The following is a 16,950-nucleotide window of genomic DNA, read 5'->3' as shown; positions in this document are numbered from 1 at the left end:
CTAATATTACAAAATTTTTGCGGTGTAGACCAGTGCCAATCTTTACCGCTGCTTTAAAAACGATAATATTTTATTGTTCACGGTATCGGGTTTTTCAACAGACGGCAGGTGAGCAGCTCCTCTAACCAGGAAGAAATCAACCTTCAATACATTGCGGATGGAGTCGCTGTAGCGGAAAGGTACAACACCATCTTTTTCGCCCCAGATAAGTAATACCGGTTTATTGGCGCTGTTAAGGCATAGGTTGCTCTGCCTGCCGTGCTGGTCATAATCATACATGGTTGATACCAGCGCGTGGCGGAAACCTTTATACTCCATCTGCGGCAGATAGCGTTTTACCCATCCCGGATGCTCTTTAGGGTACAAAAAATCGTTCAGCTGATCCCTGGCCCGCTTATTGGAGTTTACAGCCTCGTTATAAAGGGTAACATAACGGGGGGCTCCGGGCTTTAAGCTTTCATAAGCCGGATCAATCAGGATCACTTTGTTGATGATAGCCGGGTGCTGGCAGGTAAAATTGGTTATCATTTGGCCGCCAAATGACATACCGGCCAGGTTTACACGACCTTGTAATTTGAGGGCGGTTATCAGGTCGAGCAATTGAGTGTTATACAGGTTTTTATCATAAACAGTCGCGGGCCTGTCCGAATAGCCCCGGCCGTACATATCATATCGTAATACCCTGTAGCCATTCCTCACCAGGAACTCATAGGTGCCATCCCAGATATAGTACGGAACGCTAAAGCCATTAACCAATATCACCACTTCGCCATTTTCAGGTCCTTCCAGCTGATAATGCGTAATGCCCTGACTTAATTTAATAAATTTGCCATCGATATTTTTGCGATCGGCGTCGGTTAAAACTTTTTTTTCCTTGTTGTTATATTCGTAAAATCCATATAATATCAGGGCCGAGGCTCCCGACAGGAAAATGATAATGATGATACTTACTTTAAGTATTTTCATAGGCAGCAGGTAGATAGAGATGATGATCGCTAAAATACAGAAATATTTAAATTACAATAGATTACAGAATATTTAAATTGTAAAAATAGTATGCGTATAACCCTGATCGGATCTGGCAATGTGGCCACGCACCTGGCCGCGGCCTTAAAAAACGCGGGCCATCGTATAATACAGGTGTACAGCCGCAATGCCCAGCATGCCGCCCTGTTGGCTTATCATGTTGGCGCCGAAGCTATTGATAACCTGGCAACTATAAACAGCGATACCGATATATTTATCATTTCTGTTAAGGACGATGCCATTATAGAAATGGTAAAAACACTGGCCGGATATCAAAAATTGATAGTACATACATCAGGTTCAACCAATTTGAATGATATACTGGCTTTTACAGATAAAGCAGGGGTACTGTATCCGCTGCAAACCTTCAGTAAAATCAAAGAAGTTGATTTTTGGACTGTGCCCTTATGTATAGAAGCGGCTAATGATGATATCAAAGCCGTTCTGAAACAATTGGCCACCACGATCAGCAATAATGTATATGATGTAAACTCAGCCGATCGTAAAATATTGCATCTGGCCGCGGTATTTGCCTGTAATTTCCCCAATTACCTATATGCGGTAGCACAACAGTTACTGGCGGCGCACGAGTTGAGCTTTGATATGCTGAAACCGTTGATACTGGAAACAGCGCAGAAAGTGCAGACACAATTACCTGCAAGTGTACAAACCGGTCCTGCTGTACGAAACGATCGCGTTACCATGAATGCGCATCTGCAAATGCTTAAGACTGAGCCGCATTGGCAGGAGCTTTATACTTTATTAAGTCAGGGTATTATCAAAAACAATAATGAAGGGCACGGGGACAAGTAATTTTGTTACTTTTGCCTAAATGAACGTTTTTAAAATAAAGATAAATTTCGAGGAAAAAGGGCACGAACCAGTTGAACTGCCCATAGCCGAAGGAGAATCTGCATTGGATGTTTGCCTGGAAAACGGCATAGAACTACAACATAATTGCGGCGGTGTTTGCGGATGCAGTACCTGCCATATTTACGTAAATAAAGGGATGGATAACATCCAGGAAATATCTGATAAAGAGGAAGATTTTATTGATAGGGCTGTAAATCCGCGTATTAACTCCCGGCTGGGTTGCCAGTGCGTGATAGTTGACGGTGATATAGAAGTAACCCTGCCAGATCAGTCACAATTCCTGGGGCACTAAACAGTGGTTTTGCGTTTGACGTGAAGCTAATAAACATAAGAATATAAAAGAACGTATAACGTACCACGTAAAACGTACAACAAAAAAATGAGCGACAATAAATTTGCCTTACCTATTCACTGGAATGATTACGAGGACATTGCTATAGAACTTTATGAAAAGTTTGGCGATGATTTTGACGAATCAAAAATATACCGCATCCGTTTTACCGAATTGCTGGAATGGGTTTTATCATTACCTAACTTTGCAGGCACAAAAGCCGAATCAAACGAAGGGCACCTGGAGCAGATCCAATCGGCCTGGGTTTATGAATGGCGCGATAATCAATAATGGAGAGTAGTAAGTAATGAGTGGTGGGTGGATTAAGTTTAATTTAATTCAAAACTCACTAATTCACTAATTCATTAATTCAATAATTACCTCGTTGGAGTCATTTTTACAAAAATTAAAAGATATTACCACGTTTATTTTTGATGTGGACGGTGTGCTTACAGATGGTTCTGTTTTTGTAACAGACAGCGGAGAGCAAAGCCGGGCTTTTAATATCAAAGACGGATACGCCCTGCAACTGGCTGTTAAATGCGGCTATAACGTATGTGCCATATCGGGCAGCCGCTCTAAAAGCGCTATATATCGTTTAAACAGCCTGGGCATTCAGGATGTTTATATGGGTACACATACCAAATCACAGCGCTTTAATTTATACCTCGAAGAAAAGGCTATTATTGCTACCAATGTGTTATACATGGGCGATGATATACCCGATCTGGAAGTGATGAAACTGGCCGGTTTACCAGTGTGCCCTGCCGATGCTGTTGAAGAAATAAAAGCGGTAAGCACGTATGTATCGCCTTATGGCGGTGGTAAAGGCTGCGCCCGTGATATCATCGAAAAAGTACTTAAAGTACAAGGCAAGTGGATGAGCGAGCAGGCTTATAGCTGGTAGGGGAGGAGGTTCATGGATCATAGTTGATGGTTCATGGTAACCTATGTGATTGAAGTGTAATTTCGGTTCATGGATCAACTTACGTGATCAAGGTATAAATAGTTAGCTTTTTACTATGAACCATGATCTATGGACTATCAACTATAAAAACATCAACTATGAACCAAACGTCTATTCCCAAAATCATTCTGGCATCAAAATCACCGCGCAGGCAGGATCTGCTCCGACTGATGGATATGGAGTTTGAGGTTGTTTTAAAGGACGTGGACGAATCCTATCCCGATGGGTTAACACCACAGGAGGTGGCGGTTTACATCGCCCGTAAAAAAGCCGAAGCATTTGATGGTACCGTAACCGATGAGGTTGTGCTTACCGCCGATACCATTGTTTGTATAGATGGCCTGATATTAGGCAAACCCGAAACACCACAACATGCTGTTGAAATGCTCCAGATTTTATCGGGCAAGGTACACCAGGTTATTACCGGGGTTTGTTTGTTATATAAGGGTCGTTATAACAACTTCTTTGATGTATCTGAAGTGTTTTTTCGTAAACTAAGCAACCAGGAGATAGAAAGTTACGTAACTGAGTATAACCCGCTTGATAAAGCCGGGTCATATGGCATACAGGAGCGTATTGGCCTGATAGGTATCGAACGCATTAATGGCTCTTATACCAACGTGGTGGGGCTGCCTACAGAAAAGTTATACGCTCAGTTAGTTAATTTAAATAAATAATTATTTAAATTAAACCTTTGTTTGCTCAATAGTCTAATGAATAAATATAAGGGAGTGAATTAAAATGAAAAAAACTATCTACACAGGGCTGGTATTATTGCTGGTTTCGGCCCTGTCTGCTTGCAGCAGTTACAATTACTACACAGCAGCCCGCAACAAAACCGATCTCTCATCTTACCGCACATTTGCCTGGGTAGCACCCGAAACAAGTAACAAGGCAGGGGGTGTTGTTAAAAAAGAAATCGCTGATGAAAGGGTGAAAGATGCTACCATCTTCGCACTACAAAACAAAGGCTTAAAACTACAGGAAAACAATCCCGATCTGTTGGTAAGCTACTCTACTATTACCGGCAGAGGTGTTAAAACAGAATTTTATCCGGCTTATTATGGCGGCTTCGGTTGGGGCGGCTGGGGTGGTTGGGGCTGGCGGTCACGCGGATTTTACGGCTACTACGGCGGCTGGGGTGGCTGGGGCTATCCATACGGCTACGGCGGTACTTATGCCCGTGTGCCTTACAAAGAGGGTACCCTTATTATTGACCTGATTGACCGTAACACCGGCCGTATAGTATGGAGAGGTTTTGGTGTAGGCGAATTGCGTAACCCGCAAAGAACGCTCGACGAATTACCTAAAGTGGTTGATGGTGTATTGAAACAATTACAAGTAAACCAGATCAGCCCATCGCAAATACGAAAAGTATAAGGCCAACAACACATTCACATTCATTCCTGCAAGAAGAAAATATAATGAAGAGATCCCTTTTTGGTTAAGCCTGAAGGGATTTTTTTTGGCGGTGTAAATGGGTAACAGCAAAAATAACGGCCATCACTACCAATACAATTACCCAGGTATCCAATGGGCAGCCATCGGGCCCACCATCATTTCCGTCGCAAAGGCCACCACCCGGATCTGATTGGGCAAAACAATTACTGGTTAGCAATAAAAGACATATCCCCGGTAAAACTTTATACATAGTTTTTACAAAGGCAGTTAATTTCATGGTGGTGTTATTGTTTATAAAATTTAGCGCTGCCGATCCTTTTTCCGGTAGACTCGTCAACTGCCTCTATTACGTAAAGGCCGCTCAACAGGTTACCAATATTTTGCTGTAAATAATTGGTATTGCTGGCTGTTATGGTTTTTACCAGCGCTCCGGATGTGTTCGCGATAGTCACCTTAATAGCGTTGCTATAGGTTTTGCCAAAGTTGATGTTGATGCTTTGCGAAGCAGTGCTGGGGTAAACAACAAACCTTAAAGGATTTGTATTGAGGTAGTTAAATGTTAGGTTTTTCGAAACGTCGGTATGCCCTGTTACTAATTCCTGTTTTAAACGGTAAAGTACCTGGCCGCTGCCGGGTGTTATATCGGTATAACTATAATTACCCACCCCGGTTGATCGTAAGCTATCAATAGCTATAAATAAATTGCCGCCATCAGTGCTTTTTTCAATAACGAACGTCGTGAAATTACTTTCATTGTCGGTTTGCCAGTTTAGTTTTATACCGGTGGTTTGTTTAACTCCATTAAATTCACGCAATTTATATTCGTGACCGGGAGCTATAGAAATACTTAAATAAAACCTGTCGCGGGCATAGCTGGCCTTATCGGTGGTTACGTTGAAAGTATATCCTGCGTTATGTATCACATCTAAAGAGTCGTTCGTGAACTTATCTTTTAAATAGATGGAGTAGCGTGCATCAATATTTTGTTTTATAGGCGCGGTAAGTTTATATGTACCAAAGTTGGTGTAGGCAATAAAAAGATTCACCCGCTTTATTTTTTCCAGCTGGGTGGTGTAGTTGGCAAAACATCCTATAGAATCGGCCGTTTGCGAAAAAAAGAAGTTGCCCTGGCCCGATGAAGCCAGGTAAGGTGCATCCTCACCAGGAACAAATTTTGTTTGGGCGTTTTTATCAAAATAGATATCAGTTGAGCTAAAAGTGCTCGAATCCTGCATCATATCCAACCTTAACCAAGGGGTGGTATCGCTATTGGCCGATGCTGCTGTAGTTGATGAGCTGGCTGCCTGGTTAATATCATGACCGGCATTAACAGCCAGTGTTTTTACAACAGCAGGGCCGTCTTTTTTAACATTAAAAATAGGCGGGGTAGTACCGCTATAAGTTGAGTAGCCTACTTTCATGCCTTCATCAAAGGTGATCTTGGTATTTGCAGCCGGTGCCACCACAAAAAAGCCCTGCCCCGATAATACATATTGACTGCCTCCGGTTCCTACAGCCGGTGAAGCCGTATTAGTTGTATTACATAGCACAAACCGTGTGGATGAGCTGTTTGGCCCGGTCGAAGCGTTTTTGATGAGTAAGTAATAAAATTTCAAGGTGGTATTACCGGCGCCAACTTTGGCCAGGTCAATAACAGAGGCGTACGGGTTACCTACTAAATTATACCCTCTTTTTGTCGTTGAAGTTGTGGTATGAAATGATAACGTGTTGAGATTAAAGGCAGTGCCTGTTAAAGGATATGTTGACGCGTCTGCTGACGTGGTGGCGGGTAAATTAATAATAGTAGGTGTCATGGGGGAGTTGGTAGCTGTAGTTCCCTTGATAACCGATCCGAAAAACGTTAATGTGCCATCATCGGCAGCGGGGAAGGGTTTTACAAAAGGCGCTCCCGTGGCCGCGTTTAACAGGGCCCGGCTTCCCCTATAATAAAGCAATATACCGTTACCCATGGGTATAGATACACTGGTATTGGTTAGCCCTTTATACTCGTTGCCGGCCACCTGGTTAGGGTCTGTTGAGCCTGGCGCGTTTTCATTATAAACAAAAACAGAGGGACTGTTACCCGTAGCCGGGGCGCTGTCAAAACCATTAGCAGCGCCATTTAACCCGGTAACAATGGTGCTGGTACCTGCCGCCCCCGGTAATATGATTGGTTTCAGGCTGTAGCTGTTGGAGGTGCTGCTTATAGCGGTATTGGTAGTATCGGCAACCGGCGATGAAATAAGCATATACCTGCGGGCGCCGCCTTTTATAAAACGCTGTACTTCAATTTTACCAGCAATGGTACCGGCGGTTAAGTTGCCGATACTGGCATCACCAGCAGATGTAGAAAGCAACGTTAGGGCCGAAGTATAGGTTGCAGGCGTATTTTCTACCGTCAATATACCCGATCCGTTTACGTTGATGGTATAAGTGGGATTAATAAAAAAATTACTGCCTCCTATCATCCGCTTGCCTGTGGCGCTTGTTGAACCATTGGTGAAAAACACATTGTTGAATTTTGTGCCTGCAGTGGTTTTATCAGTTAAAGTTTGTCCGGCGGCACCATCAAAAGTGATAATAGCAGTGGTATTTGGCGTAAATACACCGGTATTATTGTAATCTTTAGCTATATTGAGGTTGCCTGTACCCATATTCATGGTTCCGGCATTACTTAATGAGCCATTGATATCAATAGTTCCTGCACCACCGGTAACAGTTATCCCTGTATTGTTTGTCCACTTGGCTCCTGTTCCGGTACTTACAACGCCAATAATAGTAGTGGTGTTAACCGTATTAAATGTAGTATTGCTGGCTGTTGTTAATGTAGAGTCAATAGTTAAATATGCCGGATTGCTACCGCCTGGTCCTCCTATTACCGCGGTGCCGCTGCCCTGTATAACCAGGTTGTCATAAGTAGGGCTTGTATTCGGGAAAGCGATGGGAGGGCCGCCGCCAGGCCCGAAACCTGGATAAGCAGATGTGAAAATCAGTGGGTTTGCTCCCTGGTAAATAGTAGTTGCCTTACCACCGTGGTCGCCATAAAAATTGCAGGAGGCATAAGGCGCGGGTATAGCACCTACAGGAGTAGTGCTTTTAAGTACAAGTGTTGGATTGGTAGCTGTGTTATTATTGCTTCCTTTATAGGATGTGAGTGCATTTACGGTAAAGTAACTGGAGTTATTGATGGTACTGTTACCACTGTTGGTAAAAGTTATTTGTCCGTTGATGGTCATGGTACCCCCCTCAAGCCTGATACCACTGCCATTTTGCGATGAACAATTCACATATATATTAACGTTATTGTTAATTGTAAAAACAGCAGGCTCCACTATTAAATAGTACAAATTAGATACCTTGGTGGTATTGTTGATGCCCAATTGTAAGTTATTGCAGGCTATGGAGCCTGATCCTCTGATGGCATTAAATATAGTTGTACTACTTGAGCTCACATTCTGAACCACATCGCCACTTACGGTTAGTACGGCAGGCGATTGGATGGTTAAAACTGAACCTGAGAATATAGTACCGGCAGGGGTGCTGCTGTTTACGGCAGAACCGAACGTAAGCGATGCTATGGTTACACTTGCACCAAGCACAGGTTGATTAGCAAAAGCGCTAACGGCGGTATTAACACCAAGCCTCACAATATCAGTAGTCCGGCTGCTGCTTTCGCCCGGGTAATTTACGTTGGTTAAATTTTCGCCGTTGTTTGCAGTGATGGTCCAATTAGCTTTCACTGTCCAGCTCGTGGAGTTGCTGCCATCCCAGTCAAAGGTTATCGTAGCAAAGCTGGGGCTTTGGATAAATATCAGTAAAATAACAAAAAGAAGAGTTTTGGGTAAGCGTATTGGCAGATTCTGAAGTAACAATGTTTTGTATATTAAGCTTCTATAATATAGAACTTATACGACCAAACTTTCGTCAGAGTTTCATTTTTGTTGCCTAAAGACATCTTTTTGAATGAATAAAATGAACAAGACAAGGGCTTTTAGTCAATTTTTAAAGAAACAGACCAACTTGGCTTGCCAAATTATAACAAACCGGTTTTTGGATTTATTATTGTTTAAAGAATTTGGCGCTGCCGATGCGTTTGCCTGTGTTGGTATCAATGGCTTCTACAATGTAAAGTCCTTTAATAAGCCCGGCCACGTTTTCCTGTACCGAATCGGTGTTGGCAGAGGTTAAGGTTTTTACCATGCCGCCGGTGGCGCTTATAATATTGATCTTGATGTTATTGGTGTAGGTTTTACCCAGTTTAATGTGGATGTCCTGGGCCGTGCTTGTAGGATATACCATAAATTTTAAAACATTCAAATCACTATTGTAATCAAATACCAGGTTTTTTGACAGCTGCATATCGCCGGTTACCAGGCTCTGCGCCAGCCGGTAAGTGATCTGGCCGGTACCCGGCGCCGGATCTGTAAAGCTATAATTCCCGGCTCCGGTTGATTGCAGGCTATCGATCATCATAAACGACTTACCCCCGTTAATGCTTTTTTGAACCGCAAAGCCTGTAAAATGACTTTCATTATCGGTTTTCCAGGTAAGTTGTATACCGCTTGTTATTTTTGTGCCGCTAAAGTCCAACAGTTTATAATCATGCCCCGGAGCGATGCCAATGCTCAGGTAAAAGCGGTCGCGTGGGTAACTGGCCGGGTTTTGATCAACATTAAAAGTATAAACCGGGTTGTGTACCACATCCAGGGAATCGTTGGTGTATTTATCTTTTAAATAGATGGTATAGCGTTCGTCGATGTTTGATTTAACGGGCGCTGTAATTTTGTACTGGCCAAAAGTCGAAAACGCGATAAACAAATTGATGCGTTTTAGTTTTTCCAGGTTTGCGGTATAGTTTGCAAAACAGGCCACAGAATCGGCCGATTGTGAATAGAAGAAGTCACCCTGGCCTGATGCCGCTATGTATGGCGCATCTTCGCCAGGTACAAATTTGGCACTGGAGTTTTTATCAAAGGCAATGTCGGCAGTGTTCAGGATGTTGGTATCACGCATCATTTCTAAACGCAGTCGTGGCATAGGGTCTGTAACGGTTTCGGCAGATGCCGGTGAGCTGGAAGCGGCAATTTGCTGCGTCGCATTTTTATCAGGGCTAACCGCCAAAGTTTTAGCCACCACAGATGGGTTACGTATCACATTAAACACCGGACTGGTTGAAGAATATGAAGTATAAGGCGCCTTCATAGTTTCATCAAATGTTAGCGTTGAAGTTGTGGTAGGGGCAACTATAAAAAAGCCCTGTCCGGATACGGCGTATCTGCTTGCTCCAGCAGGTATAATTGCATTCGTCGCGTCATAAACAGCATACTTAGTGGAGAAGCTATTGGGGCCAGTAGTTACGTTTTTAACCAGCATATAGTAAAACTTGTATTTATTAGCGTTAACAGAATAAACCTTTTGCAGGTCAATTGCCGATGGATAAGGATTGCCAACCAGGTTAAGTCCCAATTTTGTTGATGCCGAACTATTACGTGATAAATTGTTTGAAAGTGTAACCGCCGATGAGCTATAATAAGGTGGTGGGGTGGCAGGGAAGTTAATTATACTTGCCGTGAAAGCACCGTTTGTACCAGCGCCTTTATACACAGCGCCCGAAAAATTTAACGTAGCATTATCAGGAGCAGGGAAGGGGCTCAGAAATACCGTAGAAGCAGGCACACCCGTACGGCTGCCCCTGAAATAAAATTCTACACCATTGCCCATGGGTACGGTTTCGTTCATGGTAGCAAAGCCTTTAAATTCGTTGCCAGTTACTACATTGGGATTTGGTGTAGTCGGCGCATTTTCGTCATATATAAAAACGGATGGGTTGTTCTGAGGCGAGGTGTCAAAACCATTGCCCGTACCACCCGGACCAGTAATATAGGTAGTGGCAAAAAATGGCTGCAGGTTATATGTACTGGCCGAAGCATTGGCAACCGGCGAGGAAATAAGCATATAACGGCGCGGCCCGGTTGATCCACCACCGCCTTTTACCCAGCGCTGTACGTTAATGGTACCGGTAACCGTGGCTGTGATGGCGACGGCGCTGGCATCGGCGCTTAAACTGGCAATACTGGCGTCGCCGGTACTGTTTGATAATAGGGTGAGGCTATTGGATGCTGTAGCATCCACATTCATGGTAGTGTTGTTCGTCTTTAAAAAGGCCAAAGTTCCCTTGGCGGCTATATTATTACGTCCGCTTAAGGTTGCAGTTGTGGCTGATGAAGTAAGATTATAGAATACAGTACCAACGGGTGAGGCGGGCAAACCTGTGTTGACATATGACCCACCGGCGATGGTTTGGGTAATACCAGTCGGACCGGTTAATTGAACTGTATTGGTATTGGTAACAAAATCAATAGGCGAGCTTGCAGAATTATCTATATTACCGGCAACGGTTAGCAAGCCGGATGTAACAGTAGGACGCTTATTACCTGTGCTTGTAAATGTCAGATTTTGATATAATGCCGGGCTTATATCTAAATTACTAATACCGGTTGTTGCATATACCGTTTGTATGCCTGCACCTGGATACGCGTAATTAACGGTTGCTTGCCCTGTTCCTGTGCTGTTATAAAAATCGATAGAGCCTGCATACGTTGATCCGGAAACAGGTGTTGTATTGATAGGATTTGCATTGGTGAGTATTAATGTAGCAGTGGAACCAGTAGGAGGATCGATACTAAATACGGGATTTCCTACACTATTGCTGAGGCCGAGTATGCGAAACAGGGTGTTTTGTGTAAGTATTTGTCCGCCAATAGTAGTAGTTCCGCTTACTAATGAAAACCTTCCGTCAATTTCCCCCAATGGGATAACAAGGGCTACAACAGTAGTTGAATTAACAGTTACGTTTCCACTAACATTTAAATTTTGAAGAGTTACTATAAAATTTAAACTCGGGAAGATACCTAATAAAGCGCTACCGGGGTTTGAATTATTGTTAATTTGGATAGAACCGCAGTTAAGGGTACCGGTACCGGATAATGGAACCGAATAGGAAATTAATAAAGTTGGTTGCTGGGTAATGGAATTGGTTACATTTAAGGTGCCGTTCACTGTTAAAGGTACAGTGGTTAAAGTTAGTATCACGCCAAACGTAATGGACGCACAGGATACGTTATCCCCGGCATTTACGATAGGAGGATTGGTGAAAAAAAGCAACGCACCAATGTTTACGTCATCTGCGGCTGTGGGTACTCCTGCCGGCTGCCAATTAGCTCCGTTATTCCAGTTAGACACATCACCCGCGGCTCCGCCTGCCCATGATTTATTAGCCGCTTTTACATTTGTTACCTGTAAGCCAAGCAGTATCAGCAGCAATATCAAATAACGTAAAAGGCTCTTCATAAAACACAGGTTTATAATAGCAGATAATTCTTATTAGCTATTAAACTAATAAGTAATTTACGGTTTATTACGTGTGTTTTATCAGAAGGATATAGCGTTTAAATTAATGAACAAAATGAATGAATAAATGGCATTTAAAAGAAAAAATTGATAAGAATTAATAAAGTTTAATTTAACTATTATGTAAAATTTAACTTTCAATGACGGGGATATACTACAGCGCATGTAGTGTTTATTGTACACGCTAATTAACTACTTTACCTTTATCTAGTCGCAGTACTTTATCAACACTGTTGGGTATTTCGTGCTGGTAGTGGGTTACGTAGATAAGGGTAACATTACTCAGGCTGCAAATGGTATCAACCAGGTTTTTAAAATGCTGCTGCTGATGATCATCCATGCCCTGACAGGGTTCATCAAAAATAAGCAAAGCGGGGTTTTTGATCAGCGCCCGGGCCAGTAAACATAAACGCTGGGCGCTGGCCGGAATGTTTTTTAAAAGGGTGCGGGCATAACGATCAATCTCCAGGGCTTTCATCCATCGCAGAGCAATGGCCGCCCGCTCGGGGTTACTTGGCCTGAATAGCCCAAGGGTGTCATAATAGCCCGATTCAATTACCTGCAGGCAACTGTTATCGGTAGGGAAATACTGGTGCAGCTCGGGCGATACAAAACCGATCTTCTTTTTAATATCCCATATGCTTTCGCCGGTACCGCGTTTTTTGTCAAACAGGATAATGTTATTGGCATAGGCCTGCGGGTTATCCCCATTGATCAGGCTCAACAGGGTTGATTTACCCGCGCCGTTGGGTCCAAGTAGTGCCCACCTGTCGCCCGTTGTTATCTGCCAGTTTACATTATCCAATATCACCTTGTCGCCATACTGAATATGTACCTTATCCATGGTTACTACCTGGTTAAACGTAACAGGGTTTTTATTGATATTGAGTAGTTCTGCAAGTTCCTGTTTGTCAATATGATCTGATGTGTCTGTCGCAAACAGTTCGGGGGTAAAGGCTTCCCTGGTGCTTTCATGAACAATTTCGCCGGCTTTTAAAACGGCTATATGGGTAATGGCTTCGGGTATTTCATGTACAGAGGTAGCCATGATAATGCTGATACCCGACGCGGTGATCTGCTCAATAATGCCATTAAACTCCTGTCTGGTTTTTACATCCAAACCGGTCAGGGGATTGTCGAGCAGTAATAATATGGGATTTTTAAGCAGGGCGGCGGCCAGCATTAAACGTTTGGTTTCGCCGTTGGAGAGCTTAATAAGCTGCTTATCGCGTAAGGCGTGCAGGTTTAACAAGCTAAGGATATTCTCCAGCGTCCAGTGTATTCCAGGGCGCGGAATGCTTTTTACCGATAACAGGTAATCATTAACAGTTAAGGCATCTTCGGAGTCTGAGGAATTGTATCGTTGCTGGTAATAAAAATCAGTAGTGTTTGACAGGTTGCGGAAATGGTGTTTGGGTTCAACCAGGGATATGAGTTTGCTGTGCAGATTTTGGCCATTTTGCGCCACCTGCAATCCCGAAACATCATTCTGGAAATAGTAATTGATGGTACCTCCGGTAATATTAAAGCGCCCTGCTATAGTTTGTAGCAGAGCGCTTTTACCTGAACCACTTTCGCCTATCAGAGCCCAGTGTTCGCCTTTATTTATCTTGAATGTAAGATTATTGAACAGGGTGTTGGTCAGAAATCTTACGGTAGCATTGTTTATTGAAAAAAGCATCTTGAGCATGGCTTTATAAGTAAGGGGTAAAAATACTTATCTGCCTTAAAAAGCCGTACTGTTTTACTTAATTTTTAGTAATGCAGTACTATAAGCCTGATACTTAAGCTATTTTTTTAAGCGTTTGGTTAGGCTTAATATTGGTGTTGGTTTTATTCAGTCTGTTCCAGGCCGCAAAATTAACGATCTCGTCTTTTACAATATTTTTGCAATCGTTATTAGGGCATGAAATGATCCAATACTTTTTTATTTGCTGAACTTGTGGACGTGCACCACATTTAATGCAATTTTCGCAATGGATATTTGGCTGTATTTGTAAACTCATATTATTAGGTATATTTTATTAAGGAAAATGTAATGCAAATTTATGTAAATTAATTCAGTTAGCTTTAGTGTTTGATCAAAACATGCACTATAAGTATGTAAGCTTTAACTTTCAATTAGCAAAATCTATATTTTAATACTGAAAATTATTTTTTGGCTAATTGATAGTTAATATCCTAATCACTTATACATTGTTCACCCGGATTATTTTTTCCAACGTTGCTCATTTCGACTGTTAAACCGCCCGAAGGTTTAATTAAAATTTTTATTAATTATATCTAAGCTGTATGCATAAATCGTTCCAATATTTGGTGTAACATTAAATTATAGCGGCAGTCTATTTTTTTAATCAACAGTATAAAAGTTTAACTTCTGGGTCGTCTTTTTTAGCGCAGCTACCTTCATCTTATTTCATGGCAAACAAAAAACAGGGCAGTGGTGTAGTAAATAGTATAGTTAAACAAATAATCACAAATAACCAACATATGAAAAACGCACATTTGATATTTATTACCCTGCTACTGTTCACCTTGAGCGGCTGTTCGGTGATTGAAGGGATCTTTAAAGCCGGCGCGGTTGCGGGTATCGTAGCTGTAATCGTAGTTATCTTGATATTAGTTTGGATCATCTCTTTATTCAGAGGGAAATCATAGAATTTTATTTATAAATAGGATAATATTTTTATTTAAAATTAAACAATTTAACCTTTGTGCTGTTGATTTTGTATAAAACTTATAACTATGGAAAATGCACAAGCAACAGCCGGGATATTAAATGACCTGGTACAAATTAATAATGATCGCATTGAGGGGTATCAACGCGCTTTGAAAGACTTGAAAGATAATGAGGGTGGGCTTAAGGATCTTTTCACTACGCTCATCGGCGATAGCCACCGGTTTAAAATTGAACTGGGTACCGAGATTCAGGTGTTAGGACAAGACATAGATACCAGCACAAGCACCAGTGGTAAAATTCACAGAACGTGGTTTGATGTTAAAGCTGCCTTCACCGCTCATGATACACACGATATACTGGAGGAATGTGAATTTGGAGAAGATGCTATTGTAAAAGCTTATCGTGAAGCATTGGAAGAAGAATCCCTGCCCGCCCACTTACTCCAGATAGTGAGTGCACAACTGGATAAACTGCTCGATGCTCATGATGAAATAAAAGCGCTGCGCGACCAGGTTCGATAGAAATATAATTATTGCCTTTCCTAAAAAAAAGACCAGCCAAACAGCTGGTCTTTTTTTTAGGAAATAAGTTTGCTAATTGATGTCGGGCGATATGCTTACTGATTTAACCTGCCAGCTTGTTTTTTCAGACCAATCGCCGCCGGTGTAATGCATGTCCACAACCCACTCCGCGTTTATGGTTTTGCCCTGAATATTTAAAGCTTTTACGGTCGACCGGATCTGGTAATTGTTGTTGGCTGTATCAATCACCGGCTTAAAATCATGACCTGGGAATTGCGCTGTTGAAGGTTGTTTCAGATGATCTTTTACAATACCCCTGGCCATATTGAAGGCTTCCTGTGCAGTGGGCTTACGGTTAAGGTGTACCATGCTATTTTTACTGATGCCGAAAACCACAGCTATAAAAGCGATAATAAAAGCGATGCTGAAAAGTGTAGCAGTTTTAATATGCGGATGCCGGTGCCAGCCTATGCTTTTGCGTTCGTCTGTACTGAGTGATTGCCATTCGGAATATTTCATATAATTTAAACTTATCATATGAAGTAATATCTATCCAAATTGTTTTACGCAACAAAATTAAGGAAACAAAAAAACGCCCCGGTAAGCCAGGGCGTTTTTTTGTTTCTAAAAAATGAGAAATTACATTTTTTTAGCTGTGTCAGCTTTTGCAGTGTCAGCTTTAGCCGAATCAACAGCAGTAGTTTTAGCTGAGTCCATTTTAGCTGAGTCCATTTTAGCTGAATCGGCGTTTGAAGCTGAACCAGAACCTTTACAAGCAGCAAATGAAACAGCGATAGCCAGGGCTAAAAAGCCAAGTTTGAATGAATTTTTCATGTTTAATTTTTAATAAGTGATTATATAGTTTTCTTGTTAATACCTAAAACAAAAAAAGGTAACCCATAATTTTTAATTAAAAATCACGGGTTACCTTTTAAGTTAAAGAATAACTAAAATACCAATAAAAAGCGATTGAAATTTATGTTTCAAGCACTTTTATATCATGGTATAATTATTTTTTAGCAGCAGTATCTTTTTTAGTTGAATCAACAGCAGCAGCACCAGCTTTAGCAGTAGAATCAACTTTAGTAGCTGAATCAGTTTTTGCAGAGTCAACTTTAGCTGAATCAGCTTTAGCAGAATCAGCGTTTGAAGCTGAACCAGAACCTTTACAAGCAGCGAAAGAAACAGCGATAGCTAAAGCTAAGAAACCTAATTTGAAAGAATTTTTCATTTTGTGAGTTTTAAAATTTAAATATTTTGTGATCGTTTTCAGGTATTAATACCGGTATGTAAAAAAGGTAACCCAAGTTTTTAAAAAAAATAAAAATATTTTTCCCTTGTTTATAAATGATTGATAAACAAGGGAAAAGTAAACAGGCTTTTTTTTTACTGTATTCTTCGGTTATTTTTTAGTCGAATCAGAAAGAACAGCGGTAGCAGAATCGGCAGCAAGAGTTTTGGCCGAGTCTAATTTAGCTGAATCAATTTTTGTTGCGTTGGTTTTAGCAGAATCGACAGGTGTTTTTGATGCATCGCCACCACAAGCGGTAAAAGAAATAGCGATAGCTAACGCGGCTAAACCGGTTTTGATTGAATTTTTCATTTTAGTACGTTTTAAGTTTTAATTGTTTTTTTGGTATTAATACAGTGGAAATAAAAAGGTAACCTTAGCCTTACATTAAAGGAGATGACCTGCGAATACCGGCGATTGACGAAATGTTTTGAGGCCGGTTTTTTTTAT

General features: G+C 41.6%; 18 protein-coding genes. 8 read left to right on the top strand and 10 right to left on the bottom strand.

Going from position 1 to position 16,950, the window contains the following annotated elements; genetic code table 11:
- Positions 1-42 precede the first annotated feature (42 nt).
- Positions 43-966: an alpha/beta fold hydrolase gene (locus ACTJKG_RS23705; RefSeq protein WP_172336688.1), complete on the bottom strand. Its 924-nt coding sequence runs from the start codon at positions 964-966 to the stop codon at positions 43-45.
- Positions 967-1,056: 90 nt separating this feature from the next.
- On the opposite strand from ACTJKG_RS23705, the gene ACTJKG_RS23700 reads away from it, so the two are divergent.
- The 6 genes from ACTJKG_RS23700 (at position 1,057) to ACTJKG_RS23675 (ending at position 4,577) form a co-directional block, all read left to right on the top strand.
- Entirely contained in the window at positions 1,057-1,839 is a 783-nt protein-coding gene (locus ACTJKG_RS23700; protein ID WP_440740574.1) for a Rossmann-like and DUF2520 domain-containing protein, read from the top strand.
- Positions 1,840-1,858: 19 nt separating this feature from the next.
- Positions 1,859-2,191, top strand: a complete 333-nt coding sequence (locus ACTJKG_RS23695) for a 2Fe-2S iron-sulfur cluster-binding protein (protein WP_172336690.1) — start codon at positions 1,859-1,861, stop codon at positions 2,189-2,191.
- A gap of 87 nt (positions 2,192-2,278) precedes the next feature.
- On the top strand, positions 2,279-2,521 hold the full coding sequence (gene iscX, locus ACTJKG_RS23690; protein ID WP_090468940.1) for a Fe-S cluster assembly protein IscX: 243 nt from the start codon (positions 2,279-2,281) through the stop codon (positions 2,519-2,521).
- Positions 2,522-2,615: 94 nt separating this feature from the next.
- Positions 2,616-3,137 carry a KdsC family phosphatase gene (locus ACTJKG_RS23685; protein WP_216650630.1) on the top strand — a complete coding sequence of 174 codons (522 nt, stop codon included), beginning with the start codon at positions 2,616-2,618 and terminating at the stop codon, positions 3,135-3,137.
- A gap of 158 nt (positions 3,138-3,295) precedes the next feature.
- Positions 3,296-3,874 carry a Maf family nucleotide pyrophosphatase gene (locus tag ACTJKG_RS23680; RefSeq protein WP_172336691.1) on the top strand — a complete coding sequence of 193 codons (579 nt, stop codon included), beginning with the start codon at positions 3,296-3,298 and terminating at the stop codon, positions 3,872-3,874.
- A 64-nt stretch (positions 3,875-3,938) separates the two neighbouring features.
- A complete protein-coding gene (locus ACTJKG_RS23675) occupies positions 3,939-4,577 on the top strand; it encodes a DUF4136 domain-containing protein (RefSeq protein WP_440740573.1) in 639 nt (212 codons plus the stop codon).
- Between the two features lie 64 nt (positions 4,578-4,641).
- On the opposite strand, the gene ACTJKG_RS23670 is transcribed toward ACTJKG_RS23675, so the two are convergent.
- The 5 genes from ACTJKG_RS23670 to ACTJKG_RS23650 form a co-directional block, all read right to left on the bottom strand.
- Entirely contained in the window at positions 4,642-4,875 is a 234-nt protein-coding gene (locus ACTJKG_RS23670) for a hypothetical protein (RefSeq protein WP_172336693.1), read from the bottom strand.
- A gap of 7 nt (positions 4,876-4,882) precedes the next feature.
- Positions 4,883-8,470 carry a beta strand repeat-containing protein gene (locus ACTJKG_RS23665; protein WP_440740572.1) on the bottom strand — a complete coding sequence of 1,196 codons (3,588 nt, stop codon included), beginning with the start codon at positions 8,468-8,470 and terminating at the stop codon, positions 4,883-4,885.
- A gap of 187 nt (positions 8,471-8,657) precedes the next feature.
- Positions 8,658-11,948 (bottom strand): hypothetical protein, encoded by a 3,291-nt coding sequence (locus ACTJKG_RS23660; protein WP_440740571.1) that lies wholly within the window; start codon positions 11,946-11,948, stop codon positions 8,658-8,660.
- Positions 11,949-12,192: 244 nt separating this feature from the next.
- Entirely contained in the window at positions 12,193-13,689 is a 1,497-nt protein-coding gene (locus ACTJKG_RS23655; RefSeq protein ID WP_440740570.1) for an ATP-binding cassette domain-containing protein, read from the bottom strand.
- A gap of 103 nt (positions 13,690-13,792) precedes the next feature.
- A complete protein-coding gene (locus ACTJKG_RS23650; protein WP_172336697.1) occupies positions 13,793-14,014 on the bottom strand; it encodes a hypothetical protein in 222 nt (73 codons plus the stop codon).
- Positions 14,015-14,498: 484 nt separating this feature from the next.
- Here ACTJKG_RS23650 and ACTJKG_RS23645 point away from each other — a divergent pair, with 484 nt between their 5' ends.
- Positions 14,499-14,666, top strand: a complete 168-nt coding sequence (locus ACTJKG_RS23645) for a phosphatidate cytidylyltransferase (protein ID WP_172336698.1) — start codon at positions 14,499-14,501, stop codon at positions 14,664-14,666.
- An 87-nt stretch (positions 14,667-14,753) separates the two neighbouring features.
- The gene (locus ACTJKG_RS23640) at positions 14,754-15,209 is read left to right on the top strand and encodes a ferritin-like domain-containing protein (protein ID WP_440740569.1); all 456 of its coding nucleotides are present in this window, start codon (positions 14,754-14,756) and stop codon (positions 15,207-15,209) included.
- Between the two features lie 72 nt (positions 15,210-15,281).
- Here ACTJKG_RS23640 and ACTJKG_RS23635 read toward each other — a convergent pair whose 3' ends face one another.
- The 4 genes from ACTJKG_RS23635 to ACTJKG_RS23620 form a co-directional block, all read right to left on the bottom strand.
- On the bottom strand, positions 15,282-15,728 hold the full coding sequence (locus ACTJKG_RS23635) for a hypothetical protein (RefSeq protein WP_172336700.1): 447 nt from the start codon (positions 15,726-15,728) through the stop codon (positions 15,282-15,284).
- Positions 15,729-15,848: 120 nt separating this feature from the next.
- A complete protein-coding gene (locus ACTJKG_RS23630) occupies positions 15,849-16,043 on the bottom strand; it encodes a hypothetical protein (protein WP_440740568.1) in 195 nt (64 codons plus the stop codon).
- Positions 16,044-16,218: 175 nt separating this feature from the next.
- A complete protein-coding gene (locus tag ACTJKG_RS23625; RefSeq protein WP_172336702.1) occupies positions 16,219-16,440 on the bottom strand; it encodes a hypothetical protein in 222 nt (73 codons plus the stop codon).
- A gap of 171 nt (positions 16,441-16,611) precedes the next feature.
- On the bottom strand, positions 16,612-16,812 hold the full coding sequence (locus tag ACTJKG_RS23620) for a hypothetical protein (protein WP_172336703.1): 201 nt from the start codon (positions 16,810-16,812) through the stop codon (positions 16,612-16,614).
- Positions 16,813-16,950: the final 138 nt, after the last annotated feature.

The sequence above is a fragment of the Mucilaginibacter sp. 22184 genome, from assembly GCF_052045695.1.
Classification (GTDB): domain Bacteria; phylum Bacteroidota; class Bacteroidia; order Sphingobacteriales; family Sphingobacteriaceae; genus Mucilaginibacter.
Note: the sequence above shows the minus strand (reverse complement) of the source record. Positions and strands in the feature narration are given on the sequence as shown.

Coding starts and splice junctions, on each gene's coding strand:
- iscX (WP_090468940.1), top strand. CDS start 2,279: ATGAGCGACAATAAATTTGCCTTACCTATTCACTGGAATGATTACGAG.
- ACTJKG_RS23625 (WP_172336702.1), bottom strand. CDS start 16,440: ATGAAAAATTCTTTCAAATTAGGTTTCTTAGCTTTAGCTATCGCTGTT.
- ACTJKG_RS23700 (WP_440740574.1), top strand. CDS start 1,057: ATGCGTATAACCCTGATCGGATCTGGCAATGTGGCCACGCACCTGGCC.
- ACTJKG_RS23660 (WP_440740571.1), bottom strand. CDS start 11,948: ATGAAGAGCCTTTTACGTTATTTGATATTGCTGCTGATACTGCTTGGC.
- ACTJKG_RS23670 (WP_172336693.1), bottom strand. CDS start 4,875: ATGAAATTAACTGCCTTTGTAAAAACTATGTATAAAGTTTTACCGGGG.
- ACTJKG_RS23675 (WP_440740573.1), top strand. CDS start 3,939: ATGAAAAAAACTATCTACACAGGGCTGGTATTATTGCTGGTTTCGGCC.
- ACTJKG_RS23620 (WP_172336703.1), bottom strand. CDS start 16,812: ATGAAAAATTCAATCAAAACCGGTTTAGCCGCGTTAGCTATCGCTATT.
- ACTJKG_RS23640 (WP_440740569.1), top strand. CDS start 14,754: ATGGAAAATGCACAAGCAACAGCCGGGATATTAAATGACCTGGTACAA.
- ACTJKG_RS23645 (WP_172336698.1), top strand. CDS start 14,499: ATGAAAAACGCACATTTGATATTTATTACCCTGCTACTGTTCACCTTG.
- ACTJKG_RS23655 (WP_440740570.1), bottom strand. CDS start 13,689: ATGCTTTTTTCAATAAACAATGCTACCGTAAGATTTCTGACCAACACC.
- ACTJKG_RS23695 (WP_172336690.1), top strand. CDS start 1,859: ATGAACGTTTTTAAAATAAAGATAAATTTCGAGGAAAAAGGGCACGAA.
- ACTJKG_RS23635 (WP_172336700.1), bottom strand. CDS start 15,728: ATGAAATATTCCGAATGGCAATCACTCAGTACAGACGAACGCAAAAGC.
- ACTJKG_RS23630 (WP_440740568.1), bottom strand. CDS start 16,043: ATGAAAAATTCATTCAAACTTGGCTTTTTAGCCCTGGCTATCGCTGTT.
- ACTJKG_RS23705 (WP_172336688.1), bottom strand. CDS start 966: ATGAAAATACTTAAAGTAAGTATCATCATTATCATTTTCCTGTCGGGA.
- ACTJKG_RS23650 (WP_172336697.1), bottom strand. CDS start 14,014: ATGAGTTTACAAATACAGCCAAATATCCATTGCGAAAATTGCATTAAA.
- ACTJKG_RS23680 (WP_172336691.1), top strand. CDS start 3,296: ATGAACCAAACGTCTATTCCCAAAATCATTCTGGCATCAAAATCACCG.